Origin of the sequence: Polyangium spumosum, from assembly GCF_009649845.1 — a bacterium.
Lineage (GTDB): Bacteria > Myxococcota_A > Polyangia > Polyangiales > Polyangiaceae > Polyangium > Polyangium spumosum.
In genome coordinates this window covers 1-25,267 of the sequence record NZ_WJIE01000010.1, presented here as the reverse complement: position 1 = coordinate 25,267, position 25,267 = coordinate 1, and the positions used below count along the sequence as shown (strand labels likewise).

Annotated in this window: 30 protein-coding genes and 1 tRNA gene; 22 read left to right on the top strand and 9 right to left on the bottom strand. The window is 68.4% G+C overall.

All coding sequences use genetic code 11. The annotated features are described in order from the left end of the window. Positions 1-46: 46 nt before the first annotated feature. The 5 genes from GF068_RS29535 (at position 47) to GF068_RS29515 (ending at position 6,743) form a co-directional block, all read left to right on the top strand. Positions 47-1,003, top strand: coding sequence for a fatty acid desaturase (locus GF068_RS29535; RefSeq protein WP_338046626.1), 957 nt, complete (start codon positions 47-49; stop codon positions 1,001-1,003). Between the two features lie 4 nt (positions 1,004-1,007). Continuing rightward, positions 1,008-1,859, top strand: coding sequence for a hypothetical protein (locus tag GF068_RS29530; protein ID WP_153822840.1), 852 nt, complete (start codon positions 1,008-1,010; stop codon positions 1,857-1,859). A 46-nt stretch (positions 1,860-1,905) separates the two neighbouring features. Next, positions 1,906-3,003, top strand: a complete 1,098-nt coding sequence (locus tag GF068_RS29525; protein WP_153822839.1) for a type III polyketide synthase — start codon at positions 1,906-1,908, stop codon at positions 3,001-3,003. Further along, entirely contained in the window at positions 3,000-4,106 is a 1,107-nt protein-coding gene (locus tag GF068_RS29520) for an NAD(P)/FAD-dependent oxidoreductase (protein ID WP_153822838.1), read from the top strand. The genes GF068_RS29525 and GF068_RS29520 overlap by 4 nt, the downstream gene beginning before the upstream one ends. A 222-nt stretch (positions 4,107-4,328) precedes the next feature. Continuing rightward, the gene (locus GF068_RS29515) at positions 4,329-6,743 is read left to right on the top strand and encodes an MMPL family transporter (protein WP_153822837.1); all 2,415 of its coding nucleotides are present in this window, start codon (positions 4,329-4,331) and stop codon (positions 6,741-6,743) included. A 52-nt stretch (positions 6,744-6,795) separates the two neighbouring features. Here GF068_RS29515 and GF068_RS29510 read toward each other — a convergent pair whose 3' ends face one another. Together GF068_RS29510 and GF068_RS29505 are read right to left on the bottom strand one after the other, a co-directional pair. Then, on the bottom strand, positions 6,796-7,614 hold the full coding sequence (locus tag GF068_RS29510; protein ID WP_153822836.1) for an SUMF1/EgtB/PvdO family nonheme iron enzyme: 819 nt from the start codon (positions 7,612-7,614) through the stop codon (positions 6,796-6,798). Between the two features lie 122 nt (positions 7,615-7,736). Next, a complete protein-coding gene (locus tag GF068_RS29505) occupies positions 7,737-8,705 on the bottom strand; it encodes a hypothetical protein (protein WP_153822835.1) in 969 nt (322 codons plus the stop codon). Positions 8,706-8,959: 254 nt separating this feature from the next. Here GF068_RS29505 and GF068_RS29500 point away from each other — a divergent pair, with 254 nt between their 5' ends. From GF068_RS29500 to GF068_RS29475, 6 genes are all read left to right on the top strand, one after another. Continuing rightward, positions 8,960-9,229, top strand: a complete 270-nt coding sequence (locus GF068_RS29500) for a hypothetical protein (protein WP_153822834.1) — start codon at positions 8,960-8,962, stop codon at positions 9,227-9,229. A gap of 106 nt (positions 9,230-9,335) precedes the next feature. Then, positions 9,336-10,187 carry an MNIO family bufferin maturase gene (gene bufB / locus GF068_RS29495; protein WP_240807588.1) on the top strand — a complete coding sequence of 284 codons (852 nt, stop codon included), beginning with the start codon at positions 9,336-9,338 and terminating at the stop codon, positions 10,185-10,187. Then, on the top strand, positions 10,180-11,022 hold the full coding sequence (locus GF068_RS29490; protein WP_153822833.1) for an HvfC/BufC family peptide modification chaperone: 843 nt from the start codon (positions 10,180-10,182) through the stop codon (positions 11,020-11,022). The genes bufB and GF068_RS29490 overlap by 8 nt, the downstream gene beginning before the upstream one ends. Positions 11,023-11,081: 59 nt before the next feature. Further along, on the top strand, positions 11,082-11,504 hold the full coding sequence (locus GF068_RS29485) for a secondary thiamine-phosphate synthase enzyme YjbQ (protein WP_153822832.1): 423 nt from the start codon (positions 11,082-11,084) through the stop codon (positions 11,502-11,504). 7 nt (positions 11,505-11,511) lie between these two features. Further along, complete coding sequence (locus GF068_RS29480) at positions 11,512-11,934, top strand: hypothetical protein (RefSeq protein ID WP_153822831.1); 423 nt, start codon at positions 11,512-11,514, stop codon at positions 11,932-11,934. Then, positions 11,931-12,638 carry a lysophospholipid acyltransferase family protein gene (locus tag GF068_RS29475; protein ID WP_240807586.1) on the top strand — a complete coding sequence of 236 codons (708 nt, stop codon included), beginning with the start codon at positions 11,931-11,933 and terminating at the stop codon, positions 12,636-12,638. Before GF068_RS29480 ends, GF068_RS29475 begins: the two co-directional genes overlap by 4 nt. Positions 12,639-12,641: 3 nt before the next feature. On the opposite strand, the gene GF068_RS29470 is transcribed toward GF068_RS29475, so the two are convergent. Next, a complete protein-coding gene (locus GF068_RS29470; protein ID WP_153822830.1) occupies positions 12,642-13,277 on the bottom strand; it encodes an SGNH/GDSL hydrolase family protein in 636 nt (211 codons plus the stop codon). Positions 13,278-13,640: 363 nt separating this feature from the next. Between GF068_RS29470 and GF068_RS29465 the strand changes: the two genes are divergently transcribed. Then, positions 13,641-15,059 (top strand): site-2 protease family protein, encoded by a 1,419-nt coding sequence (locus tag GF068_RS29465; protein ID WP_153822829.1) that lies wholly within the window; start codon positions 13,641-13,643, stop codon positions 15,057-15,059. 9 nt (positions 15,060-15,068) lie between these two features. Here GF068_RS29465 and dut read toward each other — a convergent pair whose 3' ends face one another. Next, positions 15,069-15,506: a dUTP diphosphatase gene (gene dut / locus GF068_RS29460; RefSeq protein WP_420814135.1), complete on the bottom strand. Its 438-nt coding sequence runs from the start codon at positions 15,504-15,506 to the stop codon at positions 15,069-15,071. Positions 15,507-15,520: 14 nt separating this feature from the next. Then, entirely contained in the window at positions 15,521-16,300 is a 780-nt protein-coding gene (locus tag GF068_RS29455) for a S1 RNA-binding domain-containing protein (protein WP_153822828.1), read from the bottom strand. A gap of 191 nt (positions 16,301-16,491) precedes the next feature. Between GF068_RS29455 and GF068_RS29450 the strand changes: the two genes are divergently transcribed. Beyond that, a tRNA-Lys gene (locus GF068_RS29450) sits at positions 16,492-16,564 on the top strand. 697 nt (positions 16,565-17,261) lie between these two features. Then, on the top strand, positions 17,262-17,630 hold the full coding sequence (locus tag GF068_RS29445; RefSeq protein WP_153822827.1) for a hypothetical protein: 369 nt from the start codon (positions 17,262-17,264) through the stop codon (positions 17,628-17,630). A 43-nt stretch (positions 17,631-17,673) separates the two neighbouring features. Here GF068_RS29445 and GF068_RS29440 read toward each other — a convergent pair whose 3' ends face one another. Next, positions 17,674-18,111: a hypothetical protein gene (locus GF068_RS29440; RefSeq protein ID WP_153822826.1), complete on the bottom strand. Its 438-nt coding sequence runs from the start codon at positions 18,109-18,111 to the stop codon at positions 17,674-17,676. 649 nt (positions 18,112-18,760) lie between these two features. Then, the gene (locus tag GF068_RS29435; RefSeq protein WP_153822825.1) at positions 18,761-19,186 is read right to left on the bottom strand and encodes a hypothetical protein; all 426 of its coding nucleotides are present in this window, start codon (positions 19,184-19,186) and stop codon (positions 18,761-18,763) included. 151 nt (positions 19,187-19,337) lie between these two features. On the opposite strand from GF068_RS29435, the gene GF068_RS29430 reads away from it, so the two are divergent. Beyond that, complete coding sequence (locus GF068_RS29430) at positions 19,338-19,514, top strand: hypothetical protein (RefSeq protein ID WP_153822824.1); 177 nt, start codon at positions 19,338-19,340, stop codon at positions 19,512-19,514. Here GF068_RS29430 and GF068_RS29425 read toward each other — a convergent pair. Then, positions 19,472-20,944, bottom strand: a complete 1,473-nt coding sequence (locus tag GF068_RS29425; protein ID WP_153822823.1) for a hypothetical protein — start codon at positions 20,942-20,944, stop codon at positions 19,472-19,474. The two genes, GF068_RS29430 and GF068_RS29425, sit on opposite strands and share 43 nt — an antisense overlap. Here GF068_RS29425 and GF068_RS29420 point away from each other — a divergent pair. The 7 genes from GF068_RS29420 to GF068_RS29390 all read left to right on the top strand — a co-directional run bounded on the left by GF068_RS29420 (position 20,906) and on the right by GF068_RS29390 (position 24,509). Continuing rightward, a complete protein-coding gene (locus tag GF068_RS29420) occupies positions 20,906-22,900 on the top strand; it encodes a hypothetical protein (protein WP_153822822.1) in 1,995 nt (664 codons plus the stop codon). The two genes, GF068_RS29425 and GF068_RS29420, sit on opposite strands and share 39 nt — an antisense overlap. A gap of 134 nt (positions 22,901-23,034) precedes the next feature. Next, complete coding sequence (locus GF068_RS29415; RefSeq protein ID WP_153822821.1) at positions 23,035-23,400, top strand: hypothetical protein; 366 nt, start codon at positions 23,035-23,037, stop codon at positions 23,398-23,400. Then, entirely contained in the window at positions 23,397-23,585 is a 189-nt protein-coding gene (locus GF068_RS29410) for a hypothetical protein (protein WP_153822820.1), read from the top strand. Before GF068_RS29415 ends, GF068_RS29410 begins: the two co-directional genes overlap by 4 nt. Positions 23,586-23,589: 4 nt before the next feature. Next, positions 23,590-23,886 (top strand): hypothetical protein, encoded by a 297-nt coding sequence (locus GF068_RS29405; protein ID WP_153822819.1) that lies wholly within the window; start codon positions 23,590-23,592, stop codon positions 23,884-23,886. Between the two features lie 16 nt (positions 23,887-23,902). Further along, a complete protein-coding gene (locus GF068_RS29400; protein WP_153822818.1) occupies positions 23,903-24,148 on the top strand; it encodes a hypothetical protein in 246 nt (81 codons plus the stop codon). Next, positions 24,145-24,306 (top strand): hypothetical protein, encoded by a 162-nt coding sequence (locus tag GF068_RS29395; RefSeq protein WP_153822817.1) that lies wholly within the window; start codon positions 24,145-24,147, stop codon positions 24,304-24,306. The genes GF068_RS29400 and GF068_RS29395 overlap by 4 nt, the downstream gene beginning before the upstream one ends. Further along, complete coding sequence (locus GF068_RS29390) at positions 24,303-24,509, top strand: hypothetical protein (protein ID WP_153822816.1); 207 nt, start codon at positions 24,303-24,305, stop codon at positions 24,507-24,509. The genes GF068_RS29395 and GF068_RS29390 overlap by 4 nt, the downstream gene beginning before the upstream one ends. A gap of 414 nt (positions 24,510-24,923) precedes the next feature. On the opposite strand, the gene GF068_RS29385 is transcribed toward GF068_RS29390, so the two are convergent. After that, the gene (locus tag GF068_RS29385) at positions 24,924-25,100 is read right to left on the bottom strand and encodes a hypothetical protein (protein WP_153822815.1); all 177 of its coding nucleotides are present in this window, start codon (positions 25,098-25,100) and stop codon (positions 24,924-24,926) included. Positions 25,101-25,267 lie beyond the last annotated feature (167 nt).

Below are 25,267 nucleotides of genomic sequence, written 5' to 3'. Positions count from 1 at the left end.
GTCCATGATTGTCGACCGACTGGGACGGATGGTAGAAGCCGGAGCCGTGTCCTCTTCGCTTACTGCCCGCGGCCCCTGGCTGGTCAAGCACCCAGCCGAGTGGCGACAGATCGGCATCGTGACGGCCTACCTCGGCGTCCTCGCCTCGATGGTCTTCGTCCCTGCCTGCCGGAACCTGCCGCTGCTCGCGGCGGCCTGTTACCTGAGCTTCCTCAACACGGTGGTGATCCACAACCACCTGCACCAGGGCGTCTTCCAGAGCCGGCGGCTCAACATGATCTTCCGCGCCGTCTTGAGCTTCGGCGCGCTTTATCCGGCCTCGGCCAACATCCCCTCGCACAACCTCGTCCACCACCACTTCGAGGACGACGGCAAGCCCGACTGGGTCGCGCCGACGTACGTCTCCTTCGGGTGGAACCTGCTCAACCTGATCCACTTCCCCAACGTCGCCGGCCCGAACACCTTCGCCGGCGTCTCGCGCTGGGCCCGCATCAAGGGCCGCGAGGACTTCGTCCGGCAGTACCTCGTCGAGCAGGTCGTCGCCTTCGGCCTGACGGGCGCGCTGCTCGTCTACGACTTCTGGACGACGCTCTTCTTCGTCGTCGTCCCCCAGCTCTACGGCGCCCGCTGCATCCTGCGCATCAACCTCATCCAGCACGATCGTTGCGACACCACGAGTGAATGGAACCACTCGCGCAACTTCGTCGGCCGCGCCTTCAACTGGGTGATGTGCAACAACGGCTTCCACACCATCCACCACAACCGCGCCGGCTTGCACTGGTCCTCGCTCGCCGACGCGCACCGGCGCGAGGTCGTCCCCCGCGTGGATCCGAGCCTCGACGAGCCGAGCATGGTCCTCTACCTGCTCCGGACCTACCTCCTCCGCCCCTCTCGCCCGCCGATACGCGACGTCGCCAAGGCGGAGACGCTCGTCGCGCAGATCGACCTCGCGCCGCGGGAGATCCGCCGCGCCGAAGCCGAAGCCGAAGCCGCGAGCGCATAAGGCGATGGGAAAACCCCTGCCCTACGAGCTCCTGGGCCTCCTCGTCCTCGGGGTCCTCTGGGTGAACACCCTGCTCATCGTCGCCGCGGCGTACAAGGACATCGCGGCCCTCTCCACGTTCGCGCGGCGGTTCGTCCCGCGCGGCCCCGGCCCGAGTGGCCCCGGCCTCGTGATCGGCCGCGTCACGCGTGGCGACGGCGAAGGCCACGCCCTCGCGGCGCACGTCGTCCCGCAGGTCGGCAGGCTCGCGCGTGGGGACGAGCCCGTCGTGCTCTTCGAGGATCGGCCGGCCGAGAGCGCGTCCTTCGGCGGCGCGATCGAGGCCGAGGGGCGCTCCTTCGAGATCCCGCCCCTCACCGGCGCGGGCGTCGAGGTCTGGCTCGGCCGCGACGCGCTCCACGCCGCCGCCGCCTGCCCCTCCGCCGACGCCTTCGAGGCCGCGTTACCCGACGCCAGCAAGGCGCGTGGTTTCTCCCGCAAGATCACGGCGCCGATCGCCGAGGGCGCCCTCGTCTACGCGTACGGCGTCGTCCAGCAAGACGGCGAGGCGCCGCGCCTCGCGCCCGCCGCGGACGGCGTGATGATCCTCTCGACGATCGACCCGCGATCCTTTTGTGGTCAAAAGGTCCTCCTCGGCTGGCTCTTCGTCGCCGTCGTCCTCGCCCTCGCCGCGGGCGTGACGGCGCTCGCCCTGCACGAGCCGATCGTCTCTTCGACGAGCAAGCTCGGAGGCGCGCTCGGCCTCGTGTTTTTCCTGCTCGTGCAGCCCGCCGGCACCGGCCTGCGTGATGCCCTCGCGCGCCCGAGCGTCGCGGCCCTGCGCGGTGAATGGCGCCGCCCGGGACGCCCCGCCTGATCCGTGCGCCCCCTGCCCAGGGGCTCGCCGCGCATGAAAATTGCCGATGTCGCCCCCTCGAATGGCGATCATCGAACAGACGTGGACGTTCTTCCCGGGGCGCTCGTACGCTCAGGAGGAGCTCTCCGAGGCGCTCCCCCGGTGGCTCGACGGACGCACCCTCGGGCTCGCCCGTCAGCTCTTCCGCAGGAGCGCGGTCGCGCGCAGGAACCTCGTGGTCACGCCCGAGGAGCTGCTCTCCATCGGACGCTCGTTCGCCGCGAAGAACGAGCTCTACCGCCAGACCGTCCGTGACGCCTGCGGCGCGCTCTCCCGGCGCATCGCCGAGAGCACCACCGAAGAGGAGCGCGACAGCATCGACCTCGTCGTCACGGCATCCTGCACGGGATTCCAGATTCCGGCGATGGACGCCACGCTCGTCGCGGCCCTCTCCCTCTCGCCGAACGTCCGCCGCATCAACCTCACGCAGCATGGCTGCGCGGGTGGCGCCGCGGCCCTCGCGATCGCGCACGAGTGGCTCGCCGGCCACCCGAAGGCGCGCGCCCTCGTGGTCTGCGTCGAGCTCTGCTCGCTCACGTTTTTGCCCGAGGATCGGAGCGAGGAGAACCTGGTCTCCGCGGCGATCTTCGGCGACGGCGCCGCCGCGGTCGTCCTCGCGGGCGAGCGGGCCGAGCGCCTGAACGCCCCGGCCCCCGCGCTCCGGCTGCGCGACACCTTCCGCGAGATCTTCGCCTGCACCGAGCACTTCATGGGCTTCGAGGTCCGCGACGAGGGGCTCAAGATCAAGCTCTCGCGTGACGTCGTCCCCTTCGCCGAGCGCGGCTTGCCGGACGTCTTCGCGCGCGCGCTCGGCCAGTTCCGCGTCGAGGGGCCTCACCGCATCTCGTTCGGCGCGGTGCACCCCGGCGGCCGGCGTGTGCTCGAGGCGCTCGAGGATCACGCGCGTTTGCCCAAGACCGTGACCAAGACGAGCTGGGACACGCTCTCTCGCCACGGCAACATGTCCTCGGTCACGGTGCTCGTCGCGCTCGACCAGCTCCTCCACGAGCTCCGGCCGGAGCCGGGCGCGCTCGGGCTCGTCACGGCGTTTGGACCGGGGTTCTGCGCGGAGATCGGCCTGCTGGAGACCACCTCCGGGCGATGAACCCGCGCCCTCCGCTCGGCGTCGTGGGAGGCGGCCTGGCGGGGCTCGCCGCGGCGATCGCGGCGGCCCAGCGTGGCCGCGAAGTCCTCGTCTGGGAGAGCGGCGAGATCGGCCGCGACAAGGTCTGCGGCGAGTTCCTCTCGCCCGAGGCCGAAGAGGACCTCGACGCCCTCGGCTGCGGCGACCTCGCCTCTGCGCTGAACCCTGCGCCCCTCCGCACGGTCGCCCTCTTCGGCGCCGGCGGCGCGCGCCTCGACCTCACGCTCCCCGGCCGCCCGGCCCTCGGCCTCACGCGCGCCGCCCTCGAGACCTTCCTCGCCCGGCGCGCGCGTGACGCCGGCGCCGTGATCCACGAGCGCACCCCCGTCCGCGGCCTCTCACCGAGCCCCTCGCGCGCCCTCGAAGTCCGCACCCCATCGAGCGCCCATGCCGTGCGGGCCCTCGTCCTCTCGATGGGCAAACGCTCCACGCTCGACGCCCCGCTCGGCCTGCCGCGCGCCCGCGCCGAGCGCCCGAGCTTCGTGGCCATCAAGGCCTACTGCGCGAAGACGCCCCTCGAGGCCGACGTCGAGCTCCACGTCGTGCCGGGCGGCTACGTCGGCGTGAACCCCGTGGAGGACGGCCGCATCGGCGTGTGCGCCCTGCTCGACGGCGCCTTCCGCCCCGCGTGGCCGACGCTCCTCGACCTCGCCACGCGCCACCCGGCGCTCGGCCGGCGCCTCACGAGCCTCGGCGCGCCGACGGAGAAACCCCGCGGCCTCGCTCGATTCGGCTTCGGCGCCCAGGCTATCGCGCGCACCTGCCCGACCACCGGCGCCCCTCTGCTCTTCGCGGGCGACGCCGCGCGCCTCGTCCCCTCCTTCACGGGCGACGGCATGGCCATCGCGCTGCGCAGCGGCCGCCTCGCCTCCCTCGCCACCTTCTCGCCCGACCCGATCCGCGCCTACACCCGCGCCTTCTCGCGCGCCTTCTCCGCGCGATTCCTCGTGGCCGGCGCGCTCCACGGCCTCTTCCTCCGCCCGCCCTTCTTCGAGCTCCTCGCCCCGCTCGTCGGCCGCGCCCCGCGGCTCGTCGAGATGCTGTATCGCGCCACGCGTGGCTGAGCCTCCTCTCCGCGGCGCGGCGCGGCGCGGCGTGGGGTTTGCGGATGAGGTCCGGCGCCGTTTGCACTATACCGCCGCCCCCAACCCTCCCTTGCCCTGCCGAGGTTTGCCCTGAGCGCCGAACCTTCCTCCTCGCCGCCCCGCCGTTCCACCGAGAGCCGCCTCGAACGCCTCGCGCGCCTCCAGGTCGAGCGTCCTGGCCTGCCGCTGCTCGTCGCGGCGGTGATCACGGCCCTCTCGGTCGTCCTCGCCTTGCGGCTCACCATCCAGACCGGCTTCGAATCGCTCCTGCCCGAGACCCGCCCGAGCGTGCAGGAGCTCCACCGCGTCGCGGCGCGCACGGCTGGCATCTCCACGCTCTTCATCGTCCTCGAAGGTGGACCGGACACGCCCACGGCGGAGCTCCGCAAGGCCGGCGACGCGCTCGTCCCCGCGCTCGAGGCCCTCGGCCCGCCCTGGGTCGGCAGCGCCGAGAGCGGCGTCCACGAGGCCCGCGCCTTCCTCTCGCCCCGCGCCGGCCTCTACGCCGACCAGAAAGAGCTCGAAGCCCTCCGCGACGACATCGAGGAGCGCCACGCCTACGAGGTCGCCAAGGCGACCGACGCCCTGCTCGACGACTCCGATCCGCCGCCCGAGCTCGACGCCGCGAACATCAAGAAGCGCTTCAAGCTCGGCGACGAAGCCACCGCCGACCGATTCCCCGACGGCTACTACCAGTCGAAGGACGGCAAGACCCTCGTCGTCGCCGTCCGCTCCAAGGTCATCGGCAGCGACTTCTCCCGCGGCAGCGAGGCCCTCCGCCGCATCCGCGAGGCCGTCGATCGTGTCAATCCCGCCTCGTTCCACCCGCAGATCCGTTACGGCTTCGGCGGCGACCTCCAGACGGGCATCTCCGAATTCACCGCGATCAACAAGGACCTGACCGAGGTCGGCGTCTTCGGCGCCTTGTTGCTCGCGGCCGTCGTCTTCCTCTATTACCTCCGCATTCGCACGCTCGTCGCGATGACGCTCATCGTCGGCATGGGCGTCGCGTGGACCTTCGGCGTCACCGAGCTCTTGATTGGCCATTTGAACATGGCCACGGGTTTTCTTTTCACGATCGTCGCGGGCAACGGCATCAATTTCAGCATCATCTACATGGCGCGGTACCTCGAGGCGCGGAGGGCCCAGATCCCGCTCGCCGAGGCCCTCGACGTCGCGCGTCGCGAGACCTGGCGGCCCACGCTCACCGCCGCCTGCGCGGCCGGCGCCGCGTATGGCTCGCTCGTCGCCACCGAGTTCCGCGGCTTCCGCGATTTCGGCGTCATCGGCGGCGTCGGCATGCTCCTCTGCTGGATCGCCACCTACCTCGCCCTGCCGAGCGTCCTCACGCTCATGGAGCGGCTCCTGCCCCTCGATCGTGAGGCCAAGGGCGTCTGGGGTCGCATCCAGCGCGCCACGCAGGGCGGTATTGCTTTCGGCAAGCCCTTCGCGGGCCTCGCCGAGCGGGCCCCCCGCGCGCTCGCCCTCCTCGGCGCCGCCGTCGCCGTCGCCGGCGCCGTGGCCGCGGTCTTTTACGTGAAAAGCGACCCGATGGAGTACGACCTGCGCAACCTGCGCAGCGACGAGCGCGCGCGGGCCGAGGAGATCCGCCTCGGCGAGCTCGGCGAGCGGATCACCGGGTACGTCGGCACGGACGGCATGGCCATCCTCGTGGATCGCCCCGAGCAGGTCGAGCCCTTGCGCGCGGCGCTCCACGCAAAACGTGACGCCGCGCCGCCGGGGCAAAAGCCATTCGAAAAGGTCCACGCGCTCCAGGACTTCGTCCCCGAGGCGCAGGCCGAGAAGATCCCGATCCTGCTCGACATCAAGGAGCGTGTCCTCAAGGCGAAGCGCCGCGGCGCCATCCCCGACGAGGACTGGAAGACGATCGAGGAGATCCTTCCCCCGGACGAGCTCGCGCCGTTTGGCATGGCGGACCTGCCTGCGGGCCTCGCGCGTGCGTTCACGGAGACGGACGGCACGCGGGGGCGGATCGTCTACATCAGCCCGACCGAGGGCGCCTCGGTCGACGACGCCCATTACCTCTTCCGCTGGGCGGACTCGTATCGCCGCACGGTCTTGCCGGATGGCAGCGTCGTCCTCGGCTCGGGCCGCGCGGTCATTTATGCGGACATGTGGGCCGCGGTCATCGACGACGTCCCGCCGGCCGTCTTGCTCTCGCTCTTCGCGACGGTCCTCGCGGTGCTCATCGCCTTCCGCCGCGGCCGCCCCTCGATATACGTGCTCGCCTCCTTGCTCGTCGGCGTGGGCTGGATGGCGCTCGCGCTCGTCGTGATGAAGATCAAGCTGAACTTCTTGAACTTCATCGCATTGCCGCTGACCTTCGGGATCGGCGTCGATTACGCGGTGAACATCGTGCAGCGATATACCCGCGAGGGCACGGGCGGCGCGATCGCGGCGGTGCGCGAGACGGGCGGCGCGGTGGTGCTCTGCAGCCTGACCACGGCGCTCGGATACATCGCGCTCGTGCGTTCCAAGAACTTCGCGGTGCGCAGCATGGGCGTCGCGGCGGTCATCGGCGAGATCACGTGCCTGTTCGCGGCGGTGATCGTCCTGCCGGCGGCGCTCGTGTGGATGGATCGGCGGAAGAGCTGACCCTTCCCGAGGTCTTCTCTCTCGGCTCGGCCCTCGACGCGGTCGCCCGTCGTCAGAGATCCTTGCAGCACCGAACCCCGGTCGAATAATCGAAATAATCGAACGGATGTGCCCGCACCATCGACGCGCATCCATCCTTCTTCGACCGCGCGTAAAACCCGCCGACGAACGTCCCCTCCGGGTCGTCGATCCACTCGTCGATGTTGCCGACCATGTCGGTGATTGCGTCGCCCTCCCATTTGCTCATGCAGGCGCGTGTCTCGCCTGTCCGGCGCAGGAGTGGCTTGTCGCCCGCCTTCACCATGTTGAGCCGCGGATCGCTGTGGCCGATGCTCGCGTTGCCGTGCAGCTCCGCCGCGGGGTGCGCCTCGCGGAAGATGTTGCATTTGCCCGGCTGGTACTTCTCGCCATAAGGGAAATCGCGATCCTCCTCGCCCCGGCAAGCGGTCTGCCATTCCGAGAGCGAGCACAGGCGCTTGCCCGCGTTCTTGCAAGCGAGCGCGGCGAGCGGCCCCGTGAGGTAGCCCTGAGGGACGCGATTTTTCCGCGAGGCCGCCTTCGGCTCGAAGTTCCGCTGCGATTGCCACGGGGGCAGCGGCGGCAGCCCGAGCTCACGCGCCTCGGGCGGGCCCACGGCGAGGCGCTCCTGCTCCCAGAGTTTTTGAATGGAGAGCGCCTGCTTGCGGGAAGGCACGTAATAAGGCGAGAGGTCCTGCCCCGTCTCCGCGTCCACCAGGCTCGCCTCGTACCGGTCGACGCAATAACTCCGCTTCACGCGCACCATGTCGGCCGGACAGACCGGCGTCTGCGGCTCGACGAGCGCAAAATCGTCGGGCCGCTCGGGCAGCGCCACAGGCGCAGGCGCGGGCACGGAAGCGGCGGCGGTTGCGGTTGCGGTTGCTGACGCGGTTGCGGACGCGGAGGCGGGCGCGGGGTCGTCATCGCAAGCCGCGAGGAGCAAGCCGAGCACGAGGAGGCGGGCGGGGACGTTCATTAAAATGCGTGCCCCCACGGGTCGCGGCCCGAGGGCTCCGGGCAGAGGTAACGGCGCACCACGAGCCAGTGGTGCATCGGATAGAGGATCGTGTCTTCCTTCATCGACAAACCCATCCGGCTCGTGTGGGCCCCCGCGAAGGGCGTCTTCGGATAAAATGGCACGATCCCCGACAGCGCCTCGTACTCGTCCACGAGCCCCAGCAAATGCCCCACCTCGTGCGCGATCACCGGCAGCGACCAGCCGCTCCGGAGCGACCAGAAATACGGGGTCCGGCCGCAGGTCTTCGAGAGCGGCAACGTGAGATCAACCGGCGCGCCCTCCCCCGCAGCCTGGTCATGCGGCAAAAAGGTAAAGTCGTACCGGATCGGCAACCCGTATCGCTCGGCGTCACGGTTCCAGTACTTCTCCGCCTCCTCCGACCAGCGCGCGAGCAGCGCCTCCATGTTGCGGCGTGTCGCGGGCGCCAGAAACTCCCCCGACGAAGGGCACGCCTCCGTCGTGTTCGAGCGCGAATACGGGACCCCGCGGCAAACGACCTCCCCCTCGTACCGCTCCTTGCCGTCGCAGTCCGCGAGCTCGAGCGCCCCGCCCTCGCTCGGCAGCACCACCGCGAACCTCGCCGACACCTCCCAGCGCCCCGGCGCGCCCCCGCGCGCTCCCACCCGCCGCACCCGGTAATGCATCGGGCCGAAGAAGAAGCGGTAATGCGGCATCGAGCCGCGGATCATGCGCTCCCCCTCTTGCACGTCGCCGAAGAAGACCTCCCGCGGCGAAGGCGCGCAGACGTACGCGTCCTCCGCGAGCGTCGTGGCGAGCACCTCGCGGAACGTCGCGCGCGCCTCGGCGTCGAGCGCCGGTGTCATCGCCTCGAGCTCACGCGCGACGTCCTCGGTCGGCAGAAACAGCGCGTCGAACCGCGACGCGGCGCATCCCGGAGGCCCGAGCAGGCCGAGGACGAGGGCCACGACGTGTAGAGGTCGCGTCCCTCGCGTGCAGGCGCTTTTTCTTGCTCCGTAGGCTCGCATCGGGCTACCACCATGGCCTTCCAAAGCGCGGCTCGGCCATCCGAAACCGGAAGATGAGCTCGCGCGTAGGTCGGAAACCCCGGCACCCGGGGCGGCGGCGATCATGGCGGGGGGAGGTTTCGCACGAAGCGCTCGAAATCGCGACTCCCTCGGGTGACGGCAGCAACGAGACAGGTTCGGAACGGAGATCGACCATGAACATGAACAAGATGATGGCTTCGCTGGCGGTGGGCGGGATGATCGCGGGCCTCGCGGCGTGCGGCGGCAGCCAGCCGGCGGCCGAGAACGCCGACAACGCGGCGGGCGCCGAGTCCGGCGCGCAGGCCTCGTGCAGCGGCGCCAAGAAGGAGGGCGGCGAGCACTCCTGCAAGGCCGGCGCCTGCAGCGGCAAGCAGGAAGCGGCTCCCCCGGCCGACGGCGCGGCCCCGGCCGACGGCGCCGCCCCGGCCGACGCGCCGAAGTGATCCGAGCGGCCCCCCGCGCCGCCTGAGCCCGAAGGGCCGCCGCTCCCACCCCCAGGTGGCGCGCGCGGCCCTTCGTTTTAGATACGTTCGCTCTGGAGACCGCACGATGACCGCCCCCGACCGCATGCGCCTCGGCCTCCCCGACCTCGGGATCGGCGTGGGCCTGCGCGTGCCGCACTACGAGGAGATCTTCGAGACCCGTCCCGCGATCGACTGGCTCGAGATCATCAGCGAGAACTTCCTCGTGCCCGGCGGCGCGCCGCTCGCGAACCTCGACCGCGCCCTCGCCGCATACCCCGTGATCCAGCACGGCGTCTCGCTCTCTATCGGCGGCACCACGCCGCTCGACTTCGCCTTCCTCCGCGACCTGCGCGCCCTCGTCCGCCGCACCGGCTCGCCCTGGGTGAGCGACCACCTCTGCTGGACCGGCACCGCGACGCTGAACACCCACGATCTCCTGCCGCTGCCGTACACCGAGGAGGCGCTCCGCCACGTGGCCACCCGCGCCCGCATCGTCCAGGAGACGCTGGAAGTGCCGCTGCTCCTGGAGAACGTCTCGAGCTACCTCACGTACACGTCGAGCGACATGACCGAGTGGGACTTCCTCACGGCCGTCGTCGAGGAGGCCAACTGCGGCCTCCTGCTCGACGTCAACAACATCTACGTCTCCTCGCAGAACCACGGCTTCGACCCGAACGTCTACGTCGACGCCGTGCCCGCCCGCCGCGTCGCGCAGATCCACCTCGCCGGCCACACGAACTACGGCGACTACATCATCGACACGCACTCCGGCCCCGTGATCGATCCGGTCTGGGACCTCTACCGCCGCGCGATCGGCCGCGTCGGCCCCGTCTCCACGCTCATCGAGTGGGACGAGGACATCCCGCCGCTCGCCACGCTGCTCGCCGAGGCCAAGCGCGCGCGCGAGGTCCGCGAGGAGGTGCTCGCCCATGCGTGACGATCTCGCCTCCGTGCAAGCGTTCCTCGCCGGCGTGATCCCCGGACACACGCCGATCCCCGAGGATCCGGCCCTCGCCGAGGCCGCCGCGCGGTTCGTCACGGGGAGCACGCGGCTCACGCCCGCCGCGCAGGTCGACATCTACCGTCGCCAGTTCTGGCTCCGCCACCGCGAGATCCTGAACGACGAGTTCCCGGGCCTCGCCTGCATCCTCGGCGAGCGCGGCATGGACGCCTTCTGCCGCGCCTACCTCGACGCGTTCCCGCCCACCCAAGGCCCGTTTCGCGCGTTGATCACGCACGTCCCGGCCTTCGCCGAGGCATGGAGCGGCTTCGACGAGGGCACGCGGCGCGGCCTCGTCGTGGACATGGCGCGTTACGAGATCGCGCTGCGCGACGTGCGCACCGGCCCCGACGCGCCGCCCCTCGATCCGCAGAAGCTCACGAGCCTGCCCGAGGACGCCTGGGAGCGCGCGCGGATCGTCGTGCACCCCGCGGCCCAGCGGCTCGCGTTCGACTACCCCGTGCACCGCCTCCGCAAGGCGTGGGTCATCGCGGGCGAGCCGGTGGTCCTGCCCGACGCGCCCTCGCCCGTGAAGATCGCGCTCTACCGCAGCCGGGAGATCGTCACGCACTTCGAGGAGCTCGAGCCCGACGCCTTCGCGCTGCTCGACCTGCTCGCCGAGGGCGTGCCGCTCGTGCCTGCGCTGGGCCGCCTCACCGAGCCCTTGCCCGAGGACCGGCAGAGCCACGTCGCGGCGAACGTCGGGCGCTGGTTCCAGCAGTGGACGGCCCTCGGCATCGTCGTCGACGTCGAACTTCCTTCATCTTCGTAGTTGCGGAGAGCCCCACTCCTCGGACACGGTAGGAGCCACGTACGGGGGGCAACGCGGCGATGAACGGGAGCATCCACCAGAAGACGCTCGACGTCCGCACCCGAGGTCGCGGTCTCTACGACGTGACGAGCGCGGTCGCGGCCGTCGTCGGCGACGCAGGCGCCTCGATCGGGCTCTGCTCGCTCTTCCTGCAGCACACCTCGGCGAGCCTCGTCGTGCAGGAGAACGCCGATCCGGCCGTGCTCCGGGACCTCGATCGCTTCATGGCCCGCGTCGCGCCCGAGGGCGCCGGCTACGAGCACGACGCCGAGGGCCCGGACGACATGCCCGCGCACATCCGCGCCGCCCTCACCAGCACGAGCCTCACGATACCCATCACCGCGGGTAGACTCGCGCTCGGGACCTGGCAGGCGATCTACGTCTGGGAGCACCGAACGAGCCCGCACACGAGGCGCCTCGTGGTCACCGTCCTCGGCGCATGACAAGCCCATGAACGCACGTACTTCCTTCTTCGCTCGCGCCTTGCTGGTCCTTCCTTTGCCCGTCGCGCTCGTCGCGGCGCTCGTCTCCGCGTGCGCCGGCAGCCTGCCCGGCAGCCTCGAGGACGGCCGCTTCCTCTCGTGCGCGTCGAACGACGACTGCCTCGCGCGTGACGCCGGGACCACGTCGGCGATCTGTTACAACCTGCGCTGCGTCGAGTGTCGTTACGACACCGACTGCAAGCCCGGCTCGTACTGCGGCACGGACAACCTCTGCAAGGGGCTCGATCCGAAGCCCGTCGCGGAGGCCGACCCGACGGACCAGAACGCGACGAACATCGACGAGTGCTTGAAGGCGTGCACGGACAAGGAGTGCGTCGACACGTGCGGCGCGCGTTTCCCCGACGCGAAGAAGAAGCGGAGGGGTCGTTGACGTTCGTCGAGACGGCCAAGGGCATCGTCGACACGGCGCGCATCAGCGTGCCCACGGTGCTCGACGCGGCGATGGGGCGCCTCGGCGCCGAGGCGTGTGACGAGCGGCTCGCGTGGTGGTCGCGGAAGCTCTTCGCGGACGCGGAGGTCCACCTCGTCGTGCGCGGGCGGGAGAACCTCGGCGACGGGCGCGAGACGTTCATCGTGATGTCGAACCACCAGAGCCTCTACGACATCCCGGCGCTCTACCGCGCGATCCCGGACAGGCGGCTGCGTATGGTGGCGAAGGCCGAGCTCTTCGACGTGCCCGTCTGGGGCCGCGCCATGACGGCCGCGGGGTTCGTCCGCGTCGAGCGAGGCAACCGCGCGCAGGCGGTGGACGCGCTCCGGGCCTCGACGAGTAAACTCTCGGAGGGCTCGCTCCTGTGGATCGCGCCCGAGGGGACGCGCAGCGTGACGGGGCTCGTGGGTCCGTTCAAGAGCGGAGGGTTTTACATGGCGCTCGAGACGGGCCACCGCATCCTGCCGGTGGCGATCGACGGCACGCGCGACGTGCTTCCGGCGCGCGGGACGATCGTGCGCAAGGGCAAGCGGGTGGTCGTGACGATCTTGCCGCCGATCGATCCGAAGGCGTACGGCAAGGAGCGCCGCAAGGAGCTCATGGCCGCGGTGCACGACGCGATCGTCGAGGCGATGGGGCGCTGACGGCTAGGGCTGCGTCTGCGCGGTCTTCTGCGGCGGGGTCGAGGCTCGGGTGGGGCGCAGGCGCCAGGGGTTCACGGCGTGGCGGCCCGAGCCTTTGGGCAGGGCCTCGCCTTCCTTGGGCGCGGGCGCGCGCTCGGCGAGCAGCCACTTGAAGAACGCTTCGGCCCAGGCCGCGCCGCCGGCCGCGTCGGGGTGGATACCGTCGGGCTGGCGCGAGATCGGGCCGGCGACCGCGTCCGAGTCGAAGAAGCGGCACGGCGAGGTGTGCTTGCGGAAGACCTCGATGATGCCCGTGTCCTTGCGCCAGAGCGGCGGCGAGACCCACACGCACGGGCGGTCGGCGACGATCTTGACCAGCCGCTCGACCGCGTCGGCGCGGGCCTCCGGATCGGTCAACGAGACCTCGTTCGCGCCGAGGTTGATGATCACGAGATCGGGGTGGTAGTCGCCGACGAGCTTGGCGAGCTTGAGGTGCCAGCTCGTGGTGTACGAGGCCTGCTCGGAGCGGACCTCGTAGTACGCGCCGACGGCCTTCATCCTGGGCCGCAAGGCCTGGGAAAAACCGGCCATCAGGAACGAGTCGCCGATGTGCAGCACGACCGTGCGACCCTCGATCGGCGGCGCCGCCTCGGGTTCCACCTCGGCCGCCGAGCCCGCCGTCGCCTCTGGAGTTGCAGCCGCAGCCCCGCCAGCAGACCCCGCGGGGGGCGTGGGGGGCAGAGGAAGGACCGCATCGCGGTCCGACCGGAGCCCACCACCGTCGACACGCCCACCACCGTCGACGTGGGCGTGCATGGAACGGGCCGGCGTGGCAGGCTGCGCCTCCGGAGGCGCCGCGGAAGCGCAGGCGCCTACGAGGGAGAGAAGCGTGAGCGCGAGGAGCGGAGCGGAGCTCGAAGAGCGCATCGGAGGTTCCAGGGCTCCGCACTCTAAGGCACACTTCGTCCGAGCCGCAAAGAATCCGCCCGCCCCTGGCAGGCGGTCACGAGGAAGTTCGAGGGCATGAATTTCAGGCTGTTCGGCATCGACGTCGAGGTCCAGGCGGGCTTCTGGTTCACCACGGTGCTGCTCGGCATCAACTTCGTGGATCCCAAGAACCTCAGCCCTGCGGGCCTCGCGCCGCTCGGGGTGTGGGGGCTCGTCGTGCTCGTGAGCGTGATCGTGCACGAGCTCGGCCACGCCCTCGCGATCCGGCGGCACCGCATCCAGCCGGAGATCACGCTCTACCTGATGGGCGGCGTGACCACGTGGCAGCAGGTGCTGCCGCTCCGGCGCATCGATCACATCCTCATCAGCCTCGCCGGCCCCTTCGCCGGCTTCTTCTTCGGCGGCCTGTTTTTCGCCCTCACGAAGCTCGCCCCCGAGCACGTGATGCGGATGCCGGAGCTCGCCAGGCTCGGCCTGGAGCTCCTGATCTACGTCAACTTCTTCTGGGGCGTCGTGAACCTGATCCCGGTCCTGCCGCTCGACGGCGGGCACGTGCTCGAGCACGCGCTCGGGCCGAAACGTCTGCGGCTCACGGCGGGCATCTCCATGGTCGTCGCGTTCGCCGTCGCGATCGTGTCCTTGAAGGGTGGTCGGCTCTGGATCGCGATGATCTTCGGCATGAGCGCCTTCCAGAGCCTGCGGCGCCTGCAGACGCTCGGGCCTGGCGACGCGGAGGTGGATCCGCGGCCCCACGCGCCGGCGCCGGACGTGGAGCCTGCGCTCCCGGGCGAGCTGCTCTCGCTCCTCTTGCGGGCGCGCGCGGCCGTCGCGGACGAGGATCTCGGCCGCGCGCGTAGCCTCGTCTCGGACATTTTCTCCTACGAAGAGCGGACGGGCGAGCCGCTGTCGCCGCGCGCGCGCCGTGAGGCGTTCGAGGTGCTCGGCTGGGTGGCGATCGTCTCGGGCCAGATCGACGAGGCGGCGCGGCGTGTCGCCGAGGCGCGCAAGCTCGGCGAGGTCGACGCGGCGCTCGTGGGCGCGGTGCACTTCGCCAAACGTGAGCTACGCGAGGCGCGGCGCGTGCTCGAGGAGGCGCGGGCGGCCGGCGACGATCGCAAGGAGATCGTGGGCCCGCTCGTGCAGATCCTCATCGAGCAGGGCGAGATCGCGCGCGCGGCGGCGATCGCCTACGACATCGTCGACTCGCTCAGCGAGGAAGACGCGCGCCGGATGGCGAAGCTCGCCTTCGAAGGCCGCGCGTTCGACTGGTCCGCGCGCCTCTCCGAGGCCGTCTTCGAGCGGCAGAGGAGCGCGGAGGACGCCTACGAGGCTGCACGCGCGCACGCGCAGGACGGCGCCTACGAGCGCGCGCTCGACATGCTCCGCAAGGCCGTCGAGTCAGGCTTCAGCGATCGTGGCCGCGTCTGGTCGGACAATGCGCTCGAAGCGCTCCGCGCGCGCAGCGGGCTCGAAGCCGTCGTCCCGCGCCCCTGACGCCTCGCCTCACCGCCCCGTCGACCCGTACCCGCCCTCTCCCCGCGCCGTATCGTCGAGTGACTCCACGACGACGAGCTCGGCGCGCGCCACGGGGCAGATCACGAGCTGCGCGATCCGCTCCCCGCGCCGCACGACGAACGGCGCTTCGCCGTGGTTCACGAGCAGCACCATCAGCTCGCCGCGATAATCCGGATCGATCGTCCCCGGCGCGTTCAGCACCGTGATCCCGAACTTCAGCGCGAGCCCCGAGCGAGGCCGCACCTGCCCCTCGTAGCCTTCGGGGATCGCGACGCGCACGCCCGTCGGCACGAGCTTCCGCGCGCCCGGCGTGATCGTCACCTCCTCGGTCACGGCCGCGCACAGATCGAGCCCCACGGCGCCCGCGGACTGGTACGCCGGCAGCGGCACATCCGCGCCGCCCACGCGCACGCACGCGACCTGCACGGAGGCTCGGCCCGTCACTTCTTCTTCTTGGAGAGCAGATCCCCGAGCGTCCCGAACCCACGCGGCTCGGGCTTCTTGGCGCCGCCTTGTTGCGCCTTCTTGCCCTCGGCCTTGGGTTTGTCCGCTCCCGACTCGGCCGCCTCGGCGTTGCCTGCGTCCTTGAACTTCTCGAACGAGTTGCGCTCGTCGTCGCGCGCGACCGCGGTGATCGACAGGCGGATCTTGCCCTCCTGATCGATGTTCACGATCTTCGCCTCGACCTCCTGGCCGACGGTGAAGTGCTTCTTCAGGTCCGATCCGCGCGGCGTGCCGGTCTCCTGGGTGGGGATGAGGCCGCGTCCGCTGCGCCCCTGGGTGCCGGCGATCTGGACGAAGACGCCGTACCGCTCGACGCCGGTGACGCTGCCCTTGACGCGCGCGCCTTCGACGACGACGGGGGTTTGGCCCTTCGCGCCGAGGCCGATGGAGGTCGTGAGCGCGTCTCCTTCGGCGTTGCGGATGAAGAGGGGGCTCAAGCGGACCTGTCCGGTGCCGCGGTCGATGGCGGCGACGGTGGCGCTGACCTTGTTGCCGACGGCGACGAGCAGCTTGCCGTCGGGATCGCTGAGGTCGATCCGTTCGAAGAAGCCTTCCTGCTTGCCGCCGAGGTCGGCGAACACGGCGTTCTGTGCGACGACGACGATGGTCACCTCGAGCTTGTCGCCCACGTGAAAGCGGCGTCGCTCCTGGCGACCACCGCCCGCTTGTTCGAACAGGGCCCCGAAGGACTCCGACGTTTCCCGGCGCTCGGACATGGTGGACCGCCTCTTAGCGCGGCTACGTCAGGAAGGCGAGGGAACGGAGGCAGGAGCCAAAGCGGAGCGGAAGCGGGAGCGGGAGACGCTGGACGGATGATGGGAGCGTTTCCTGCTTGCCGCAGGCGGGTTGGATCGTGCTAGGGTGCGCGCCGCGATGCGCCGGAGGGACCACCCCGCCGGAACGTCCAGGGTCGATAGCTCAGTCGGTAGAGCTGCGGGCTTTTAACCCGTAGGTCCAGGGTTCGAGTCCCTGTCGACCCACCCATTTAGCAAGACAAACAACAATTTCGCACGTACGCGGAATTGTTGACAAAAAACCAGCGCTTCATCCCCTCTCCCCGGGGCGACCTACAACTGGTCGTCTCGAACCGCTCCCGCCTCGGGAGAGGGCCATGCGAGACGCCACGGTAACAGCGCGGTAACGGTCGAAGGCCCTCCCAAGGGCCTCTCCCCTCCCCCTCTGCGCCCTCTCGCCCATCACGCGGCCGAGCCACGGCCATCCCCTCAACGGGACGATGGCCCGTGGCCCAGCTCCATCCTCCATCGCCCACATGACGCTCGGTCCCCGACCCGACCCGAGCGGACGCCGACGTGTGTCCATCGTCCGTGGTCACGGACGATCCATGTCCGGGTGTTCGTGGGTCGGGCCGGTCGTGAGCACGGGACTCGGGACGAGTCCCCTTCACCATACCATTAAGCAATTAACCATTAAACGATTACATGGTTTCGCATCGCAATGGCCACAGACTGACTGACCAGTCAGTCACAAAGAAAGTTGGGACACGATGTCGATTTTGCTTGACATATACTCAGTATAACGCGAACCCGCTCCATCCGGGGCCTGTCCTCCGGCGGGCTACTCTTCGCGGAACTGGAGGCAAGCCCCCTTCCCTCTAGCCCTTCCGTGGTTACAGAGGGAGCTTCGTTCGGCTCATGAGGCCGGGCGGCGGAGGCCAAGATGAGCAAGGACGACACGAAGAAGCCGGTGGGTGTCGCTGGAGGACAGCCCACGGCGAGCAAGGATAACGGCAGGGAGCACTCCATCACGCTGAAGGAGCACCAGTGGATCGTGGTCCTCGCAGCGCTGGAACGGCTCATCCCCGGTGCTCTGAAGGGGATTGAAGATCTGAAAGCCAACGGAACGGACCCCAAGGATCTGCCGCCGCACCTTACGGCGGCGCTGGGGGGGCCGATCGTTGTTCGAGGGATCATCGTGAAAGAACTCGCAGCGCGGGGCGTCCTGTCAGAAGAAGCCGACAAGCTGGTGGGGATCGATAGCCTCATGAAGAACGTGTACGACACGCTGAAGCAACAGCCCCCCGCCTGACCCGGCCCGCCCCTGGTGAAGGGATTGGCCGGGCTCTTGTCGTTCAGATGTCGGTGTCCAGGTCGACGCCGTCTCTCTTCGCGATTGCCAAGCCCTTCTCCAGGTCCTCGGCCAGACACTCCTCCTCTGCCATCATGCGCGCGGTTACCGCGTGACTCTCGACTTGCCTCCGCCGAGACAGCGAGAGGATGTCGTCGTCATCGCGACCCGCACGCTTCACGACCTGGACCTTCCAGAGGTCTTTGGGGTCGAGAGCGAGCAGGTACTCCTGCAACTTGGACTCACAGGGGCGCTTGGCCTTCCGGGCGTCCGGATCACGGCGAAGCCTGATCGATTCCATCGCCTCGCGAACCACGTCGGCCGAATCCCGAAGGGGATATGGCCCCTTCCGGTTTGCGTCGTACTCCTCGTCTCGCTCCTCAGCGAGCGTGATGATGTGCCCGATGATCGCCCCGATCCTCGTCTCGTATCCCTTGCCCATCGACCATGACCTCCGGGGCCGCGTCCCCTGGACTGGCCCGCATCGAGCGCGAGACCTTCTCCCGCCCGTACAGAGGTCATGCCGCGGTCGATCGGCGGGCCGCGACGATTTTTCAAAAAGGTAGGACAGGCGCCCACACCGAGGAGCCGGTGACGCTTGACGGCAACCCGGGTTGCGGGGGCGTCCCAGGCCAAACGCCGAGCCGGTTCCCGCGAAGGTTCCCGCGGTTCCCATGGGTTCCCAGACCGCGGGAACCACTCAAAGAGCCTCTTCACTGCTGTTTTTGAGCAAGGTTCCCGCGGTTCCCACTTTTTGAGAGGTATAGATACGTACGTGAGGGCTTGAAAAATCGTCTGGGGCCCGGAGAGATTTTCTCGGAGAGGGGCGCGTTCGTGTCTCTACCCTCCCGAAAGCGGGAACCGCGGGAACCGGCCAGTCAACCCATCGGATTCATTGACGATTCTTGGTTCCCGCCCTCTGGGAACCGACGGGAACCCGTGGGAACCGTCCGGGAACCGAGCCCAGCCCGACGGGCCGGGTCGTCGGGAAAAGCTCATCGGACGGCCGCGTGACGGAGATCGAGAAGGCGGAGGGCAAGAAGCTCACCCTCTACAAATCGGCCGACGAGGGCCGTCGCTGTTGCGTGAAATCAGCCAGAGCCCCTTGGACGCCGCCCACACTGACAGCGCTGTGCAGCCGTCTCCGTGAACTGGTAACTGGGCTGCATGACCGTTGGCACGTTTGGGCAGAGTCCCAGCGGCTTGCCCAGCGCGATGCCGCTGAGTGACGTCATGAGATAGTTGAGCACCACCTCGTCGTCGGCGCCGGGCGCAAAGGTGAGTTCGAAGTTCTCGCCTGTCGGACGTACGAACGTCATGCCGCGCCGAACTTGCATCATGCCCACCTGGAACCGCACGCTTCCGCACGTGCATCCGCTGACCCGCACCACCGCAATCGTGGTCCTGAAGCCGTCGCGCTCCACGACAAGGGTCTCTTCACGGCCAACCTTCCACCCGGCCTCGACAAGCGTCTCGCGTACCCGTCGGCGCCAGGCCGCCAGCTCTGCATCTCGCACGCCTCACCTCCGCCCGCCTGGCTTACCACGGGAACCGCCTCGATGAGCTTTGCCCCACCGGTCGTACGATTTTTCGTCGACCTGTGAACCACACCACCAAAACCTCGCGATAGTTCTCTTGTGAAATCGCTGGGGAAGAAAGGAGGCCGTCATGGGCCGCCACGATCCCCTGAGCAAGTCCAAGCCTGTCGTCCCCGTCGACGACGACGTCCACACCCGTATCCGCGTTCTCAGCGCGCAGAAGAACGTGACGATGAAGGCCATCGTCCGGGAGATGCTCGCCGTTTACGACGCCCACCTCGCAGCGCAGGTCACCTCGACCCCCTGAAACGCGAAGACCCGCCGGGCAGGGCGGGTCCTCGTGTTCTCCCAACTTAGGAGAGCTTCGCGATGTCGATTAAATCTACACCGGAAACGAAGAATGTCGAGGATGTCGCTGTGGGTGATGCTCCCGAGGCCCCGAAATCTCGGCTCATTCGCTTCTCCATGGGTCTGTCGAAGGAGACGTCCTCCTGGACGATGACGGCCCCGATGACCTTCGAGGAGATGTCGAAGCTCTTCGAGGGGGCCAAGCCCGCCACGAAGTCGAAGGACGACCTCCCCGGGTGGTGCGCCGGGCATCTCACGGGAGCCCGGAACAAGGGCAACGCCACCGGTTCGGACCTGCTCGTCGTCGAGTACGATCAGCACGAGCTCGTCAAGACGGGCGAGCTGGACGACCGCGGCCGTGCTGTCCGCGAGAAGCGTCTCCTCCCCGAGGAACGCCGTACGAGCATGGAGACGGCGCTCTCCCGCTGGGATGGCGTCGAGCGCTTCCTCGTCACCTCGTACTCCCACACCCCCGACGTGCCGCGATTCCGCGTCGTTCTCGCCCTCTCCCGCCGCGTGAACCCCCAGGAATTCGACCGTCTGATCCATTGGGCTCTGCACAAGCTCATGGACGCGGACGACGTCGTCGACACGTCCTGCAAGGACATCTCGCGGCTGTGGTTCGTCCCGTGCATCCCCCCGTCGGGATACTTCTTCCACAAGTTCGTCCCTGGCAATCCCCTCGATGTGGATTCGATCCTCAAGAGCATTCCCACGGCGACCCCCAAGAAGTCCGAGGGGTTCGCCGCCGATTCGCGGCTCGGGGAACGCATCGAGGAAATCAAGAGCCGGGTCGACTTCGAGGACGTGCTTCGCGAGGACGGCATCCCCTTCGTCATGAAGGGCAGTCATCGCGTCTACAACCTTCGCGGGGAGCGCACCCCGTCGGCCGTCTACTTCGAGGAGGACGGGCACATCTACGACTTCGGGGCACCGCAGGTGTGGGACGTCATCTCCTACTGGCGTGAGCGACACGCCGGGGACGACTTCAAGAAGGCCATCGACGAGCTTTCGGCTCGCGCTGGCCTCGACGCCTTCTCGTGGAAGCTCGCGTCCAAGCCGCGCAAGGTCGACCCCACGACCATCATGTCGGCTCTCCCGGCCGAGCTGCCGGACACGGGTCGCATGGGCGTCCTCGCACCCGCACTCCAGGCCATCGCGACGCAAGACGCGCTCGACCAGAAGACCTTCATCGATTCGCTCTTGGCGAAGTACCCCAAGCGCATCACCCGCAAGGACGTCGAGCGCGCTCTCCGCGAAATCGCCGACACGGAGGACGAGGAGAGCACGTCGGCCGACACGGCGTACGAGCTGCGGGACGGCGCCCTCTACCACGGCGCCTCCAAGCTCGTGAACGGCAACATCGAGGTCATCGAGGCCGTGCGTCATGACGACGGGGCCGAGACCAGGGACTATTTCCGCCTCCGTGCGACGACGGAGAGCGGCACCGTGCTCCCCGAGTTCGAGGTTCCCATGGGAGAATTCGACCTCATGTCGTGGCTCACCCCCAAGACGTTCGGCAATCTCCGCGTGGAGCCTGGGAAGACGACCCGAGATCGTCTGCGCCACGCCATTCTCACGCGCTCGTCCTTCGGGCAGAGCGTGACCTACGGCGACTACGGCTGGCGCATCATCGATGGCCGTCACGTGTTCATCCATGCGGACGGCGCCATCGGAACCGACGCCCCCATCCGCGTCGAGCCCCCGAGCGAGAAGCTCCGGAAGTACACCCTGTCGCCCCTCGATGCGCGAAAGGGACTCGACCCCAAGCAGGCTCTCCGTCTCGCCATCTACGAGTCTCTGGAGTTCTTGAGGGTCGGGAAGTCGACCATCACCCATCCGCTCTACGCGAGCATCTGGCACGCCCCCGTGCTCGATGTTCTCCCCCACCGGTCGGCCGTGACGATCATCGGTGAGACGGGCTCTCTCAAGTCGAGTCTCTCTTTCGAGGCCCAGCGTCACTTCGGTTCGGGCTTCCTCACGATTCGCGATTTCGTTGCAAACTTCGAGAGCACGTCGACGGCCATGGAGATCATGGGCCACTCGCTCCACAACATGCTCCTGGTGGTCGACGACGCCTGGCCGAAGGCGGGTCGCGAGGGCGACAAGCAGCGGGATCTCTGCCGCAGGATGATCCACACGTACGGGAACGGCTCGTCGAGGGAACGTGCCACCCCCGACGTCAAACTCCGGGCCTCGCGGGAAATCCGCTCCGTCCTGTGGCTCACGGCGGAGACTGACCTCGCGTCGGCGTCCGAGGGCGCCTCGACCTCGAACAGGGCGCTCAAGATTCACGTGCAGAAGGGGGATATCGACGGGAAGAAGCTCGCCTCTCTCCAGCTCTCGAAGAACCCCCATGCCGTCACGAGGGCCTACATTCAGTGGCTCGCGGACAATCCCTCGTGGCGGACGACGCTCCCCAATCGCCATCGGGACATCCTCTTCGAGCTGCGGGAGCTGGTCGCCAAGGGACAGATTCAGGCTCGCCAGCCCGAGGTTCTCGCGTCCCTCATCATCGCGATGGAGAGCTTCCTCGGCTTCTGCGTCGCGGCGGAAGCCCTCCTCCAGGACGCGGCCAATGCCATCCTCGCCGAGACGCGGGCGGCCCTTATCGAGGTGGCGTCCGAGCAGACGGAGATCAGCCGTGCGACATCTCCGGTGGCCCGCTACATGCGCCTCATCAAGTCGGCGCTCAACACGGGCCGGGCTCGCATCCGCCTGCCCGAGGAGCCCCTCAAGTCCGAGCCTGGGTGCGCGGACATCGGGTGGGCGGAGTCCACGGGCACGCACGTCTGTCTCCAGCCCGAGGCGATGCACTCCCTGCTCGTCTCCCTCGATAGCGAGAAAGCGGGCATCGCGCCTCTCCGCGACGTCTACCAGCAGATGGTGAGCGAGCTGGGGGCCACGCCGCCCACCGCGAGCGAAAAGGGCCGCACGGGGGTCAAGAGGGACCGCGGCGGGGTCAAGCAGAGGGTCATCGAAATCCCCATCGAGCACTTCGAGGGCGTCCGTCTGCCTGACCGTGGCGCTGCACCTTCGACCGACGAGGGCATCACGTCCGAGGAGCTGGAGCGCATCCTGGAGGAGGGCGTCGAGAAGGAAGTCCCCGTCTCCGGGACGGTCCGGACCGCCGAGCCGAGCCCGGACGAGTGGGCTCCTCTCACCGATCTCGGCGACGGCCGGGTGTCTATCGAGTGGGAGACCGGCAACACGCAACAATACGCCGCGACGGTCGATGCCGTTCGCGAGCGTGTCCAGACCATGGAGTTCGACGGCAAGGTCTACGTCCGCAAGGCTCTTCGGTCTTCTCCAGGCGACGACCCTATGAAATGTACGGTCCACTGACCCCCAAGAACAATACCCAAGAAAACGAAGGAGCCCAGGCTGGGAGTACGGCTGGGGCCCCTTCTTTTTTGAAAGTCCTTCTATAGGGCACCTCTACTGACACCGGAGAGTTTCGTTCCGGTGCCAGAGGGACCATGAAGAAGTACATCGCGGCGATCATCAGCATCGCTCTCAGCTCTCTCGTCTTCGTCGGGTGCGAGGAGCCCATCGACGAGGCGTGCGCCGTCGCCATCTACCAGGCGGAAACCGAGGCGCCGGAGAAGTGCCGCTCCTGTGGTGACCAAATCTGGTTCGGCGGCGACCAGGAGGATCTCTGCCCGGAGGACGCGGCGAAGTTCGCCGACCTCGAATTCTGCCTCTACCAGCACGTCGAGTCGGTGGGCTGCCCGGGACCTGGGTCGTCCGAGCGGTTCGAGATCGCGTGTCTGGCCCATCTGGCGCAGATGACGGATTGCTGGCCGTCGCTTCAGATTTGCCGTGGGGGCTACGACCTGCCGTGAAGCGACCGAAGGTCAAAGCTCACGTCGAGCGGATGACCGATGGGCGGGCCCGTCTCCTCTTCGAGACGGGCGCCGTCTACGAATGCTCGGCGCCGTTCGACACCTTCTGCTCCCTGCTGGGGGTTCGGGATGGCGTCGTCGAGATGGACCCACGAGAGGCCCCCGCGGGGGCCCAGATGGAGTGAACAAGTGTCCGATCTGAAACTTCGATACGAGACCTTCTACCGCTGCATCCTCATGAAGTTCCACGAGCGGAGGGTGACGCGTCACCAGCGGGTATTGGCCCTGGCCAAGGGGAAGGCGAGTCTCTCCGCGGACGATCTCCGCATCATCGAAAAGCACACGCCGGGCTTGCGGGTGATCAAGCTCCTCGCGTTCATCGCCGTCTTCCTCATGCGCGAGGAAGACCCTCTCACCCTCGCAGCCGATCTCGAATCGAAGATTGACGAGCGATTCGAGGCTCGTCTCCGTCGAGACGGCCTCTGATAGGAGGGATGAAGAGATGGCCCTGAAGTTCTACCAGGCCCCGGAGGGCGAGTACATCATCGAGGACTCGATGACGGGCGAGACCCGCGTCTACTCGGATCAGAAGGCGTGGATCTGCGACGCACTCGTCGAGCTGCTTCGTGCGACGGAGCGGATCGAGCAGGGGCTCGCGGACCTCGAACGGAGCTACGCCCGCGGGTCCCTGCCCAAGATCGAGGAGCCTGGCGATGACGAGGTCCCCGATATCGAGGTTTGGCCTTGAGGTACAGGGGGTTTCAGATCGTGGCGCGGGGACGCTCGCTCATCGCCGAGCGTCCTCTCCCCGAGGAGAACGCGATCTACAAAATCGCCGGCAAGACGCTCGCCGAACTGCACGAGAAGATCGACTGGTGGGTCTTCGAGAGGGACATGGGGTCATGATCCAGCCCAATTCCGCACAGGCGATCCTCCTCGTGCAAGCCCTGGAGGACGCGATCAAAACCTGCGGCCTCGCGGATACCGCTCGCGCCTTCCAGACGACGCCCCGCATGTTGAAAACGTTGATCAAGACGCGCGAGTTCACGAGCCAGCAGATGGAGCTCGCCGTCACGCTCCAGCTCTTGCCGCCCGAGGAGGGGCCGTGACCCCCAAGGAGACATCCCGGGCCCGGGCCTTCGTCGCCGCCGTCATTGCGGAGGACAAGGGGCCCGGGTTCGCATCCCGTGTCCGGGCCCGGCAGGAGCAGCTCCTCAGCCGACCTACGCGGGGGAAATGGATCCAGCTACCGGCCGAGGAGATCACCCGTATTTTCGATCAGCTCGGCGGGATCGCCTCGACGAGCCGGCATCTCGGCGTGAGGCATACGACGCTCCACCGCTGGCGCAAACGGGAGAGGATGCCCGTCTCGGCCTGGACGAGGGCGATCGATCTGATCGCAGCGGGAGCCAAACCGATTCGCCGAGACGCTCACAACAGGCGAGATGGGCACACCCGATGATCGGTGTAGATGCTCAGTCCCAGCAATCGCCAACGGGGCGGCGGGGCATCGATCTCGACACTCAGGTCAAGCGGCGCTCCGCCGTTTTTCGTGGTATATTGCCACCGTGGACGAACTCGTTCTCGCAGACGGCGCCCGATTCCCCGTTGATCTTTGGGAGGAGCACCACGAGGACGACGGCCGCCTCGATTTCGTCGACGTGATCGTCCTGGGCTCGATCGACGAGGGGACGGAGCACTCCGCGATGCTCACGCTCCGCCAGGGAAATACCGAGCGGCTGTCCCCGCGCGAGCTCCCCTGCGGTGCCGTGCGCGCGCTCGCTCGCAGCGCGTGCAGCACTCCGTGCGTGTCGCGTGATGGGCGCCATCGCGTCGGGTTATTCAGTGTCGCTGAGACAGCGAGCGT

What these genes read in the sequence shown, in the direction of transcription:
- GF068_RS29400 (WP_153822818.1), top strand. Translation starts at nt 23,903, where the DNA reads ATGGCCCTGAAGTTCTACCAGGCCCCGGAGGGCGAGTACATCATCGAG.
- GF068_RS29500 (WP_153822834.1), top strand. Translation starts at nt 8,960, where the DNA reads ATGAACATGAACAAGATGATGGCTTCGCTGGCGGTGGGCGGGATGATC.
- GF068_RS29530 (WP_153822840.1), top strand. Translation starts at nt 1,008, where the DNA reads ATGGGAAAACCCCTGCCCTACGAGCTCCTGGGCCTCCTCGTCCTCGGG.
- GF068_RS29425 (WP_153822823.1), bottom strand. Translation starts at nt 20,944, where the DNA reads ATGACGCACGGCCTCGATGACCTCGATGTTGCCGTTCACGAGCTTGGA.
- GF068_RS29485 (WP_153822832.1), top strand. Translation starts at nt 11,082, where the DNA reads ATGAACGGGAGCATCCACCAGAAGACGCTCGACGTCCGCACCCGAGGT.
- GF068_RS29465 (WP_153822829.1), top strand. Translation starts at nt 13,641, where the DNA reads ATGAATTTCAGGCTGTTCGGCATCGACGTCGAGGTCCAGGCGGGCTTC.
- GF068_RS29455 (WP_153822828.1), bottom strand. Translation starts at nt 16,300, where the DNA reads ATGTCCGAGCGCCGGGAAACGTCGGAGTCCTTCGGGGCCCTGTTCGAA.
- GF068_RS29415 (WP_153822821.1), top strand. Translation starts at nt 23,035, where the DNA reads ATGAAGAAGTACATCGCGGCGATCATCAGCATCGCTCTCAGCTCTCTC.
- GF068_RS29390 (WP_153822816.1), top strand. Translation starts at nt 24,303, where the DNA reads ATGATCCAGCCCAATTCCGCACAGGCGATCCTCCTCGTGCAAGCCCTG.
- bufB (WP_240807588.1), top strand. Translation starts at nt 9,336, where the DNA reads ATGACCGCCCCCGACCGCATGCGCCTCGGCCTCCCCGACCTCGGGATC.
- GF068_RS29480 (WP_153822831.1), top strand. Translation starts at nt 11,512, where the DNA reads ATGAACGCACGTACTTCCTTCTTCGCTCGCGCCTTGCTGGTCCTTCCT.
- GF068_RS29490 (WP_153822833.1), top strand. Translation starts at nt 10,180, where the DNA reads ATGCGTGACGATCTCGCCTCCGTGCAAGCGTTCCTCGCCGGCGTGATC.
- GF068_RS29445 (WP_153822827.1), top strand. Translation starts at nt 17,262, where the DNA reads ATGAGCAAGGACGACACGAAGAAGCCGGTGGGTGTCGCTGGAGGACAG.
- GF068_RS29430 (WP_153822824.1), top strand. Translation starts at nt 19,338, where the DNA reads ATGGGCCGCCACGATCCCCTGAGCAAGTCCAAGCCTGTCGTCCCCGTC.
- GF068_RS29525 (WP_153822839.1), top strand. Translation starts at nt 1,906, where the DNA reads ATGTCGCCCCCTCGAATGGCGATCATCGAACAGACGTGGACGTTCTTC.
- GF068_RS29520 (WP_153822838.1), top strand. Translation starts at nt 3,000, where the DNA reads ATGAACCCGCGCCCTCCGCTCGGCGTCGTGGGAGGCGGCCTGGCGGGG.
- GF068_RS29440 (WP_153822826.1), bottom strand. Translation starts at nt 18,111, where the DNA reads ATGGGCAAGGGATACGAGACGAGGATCGGGGCGATCATCGGGCACATC.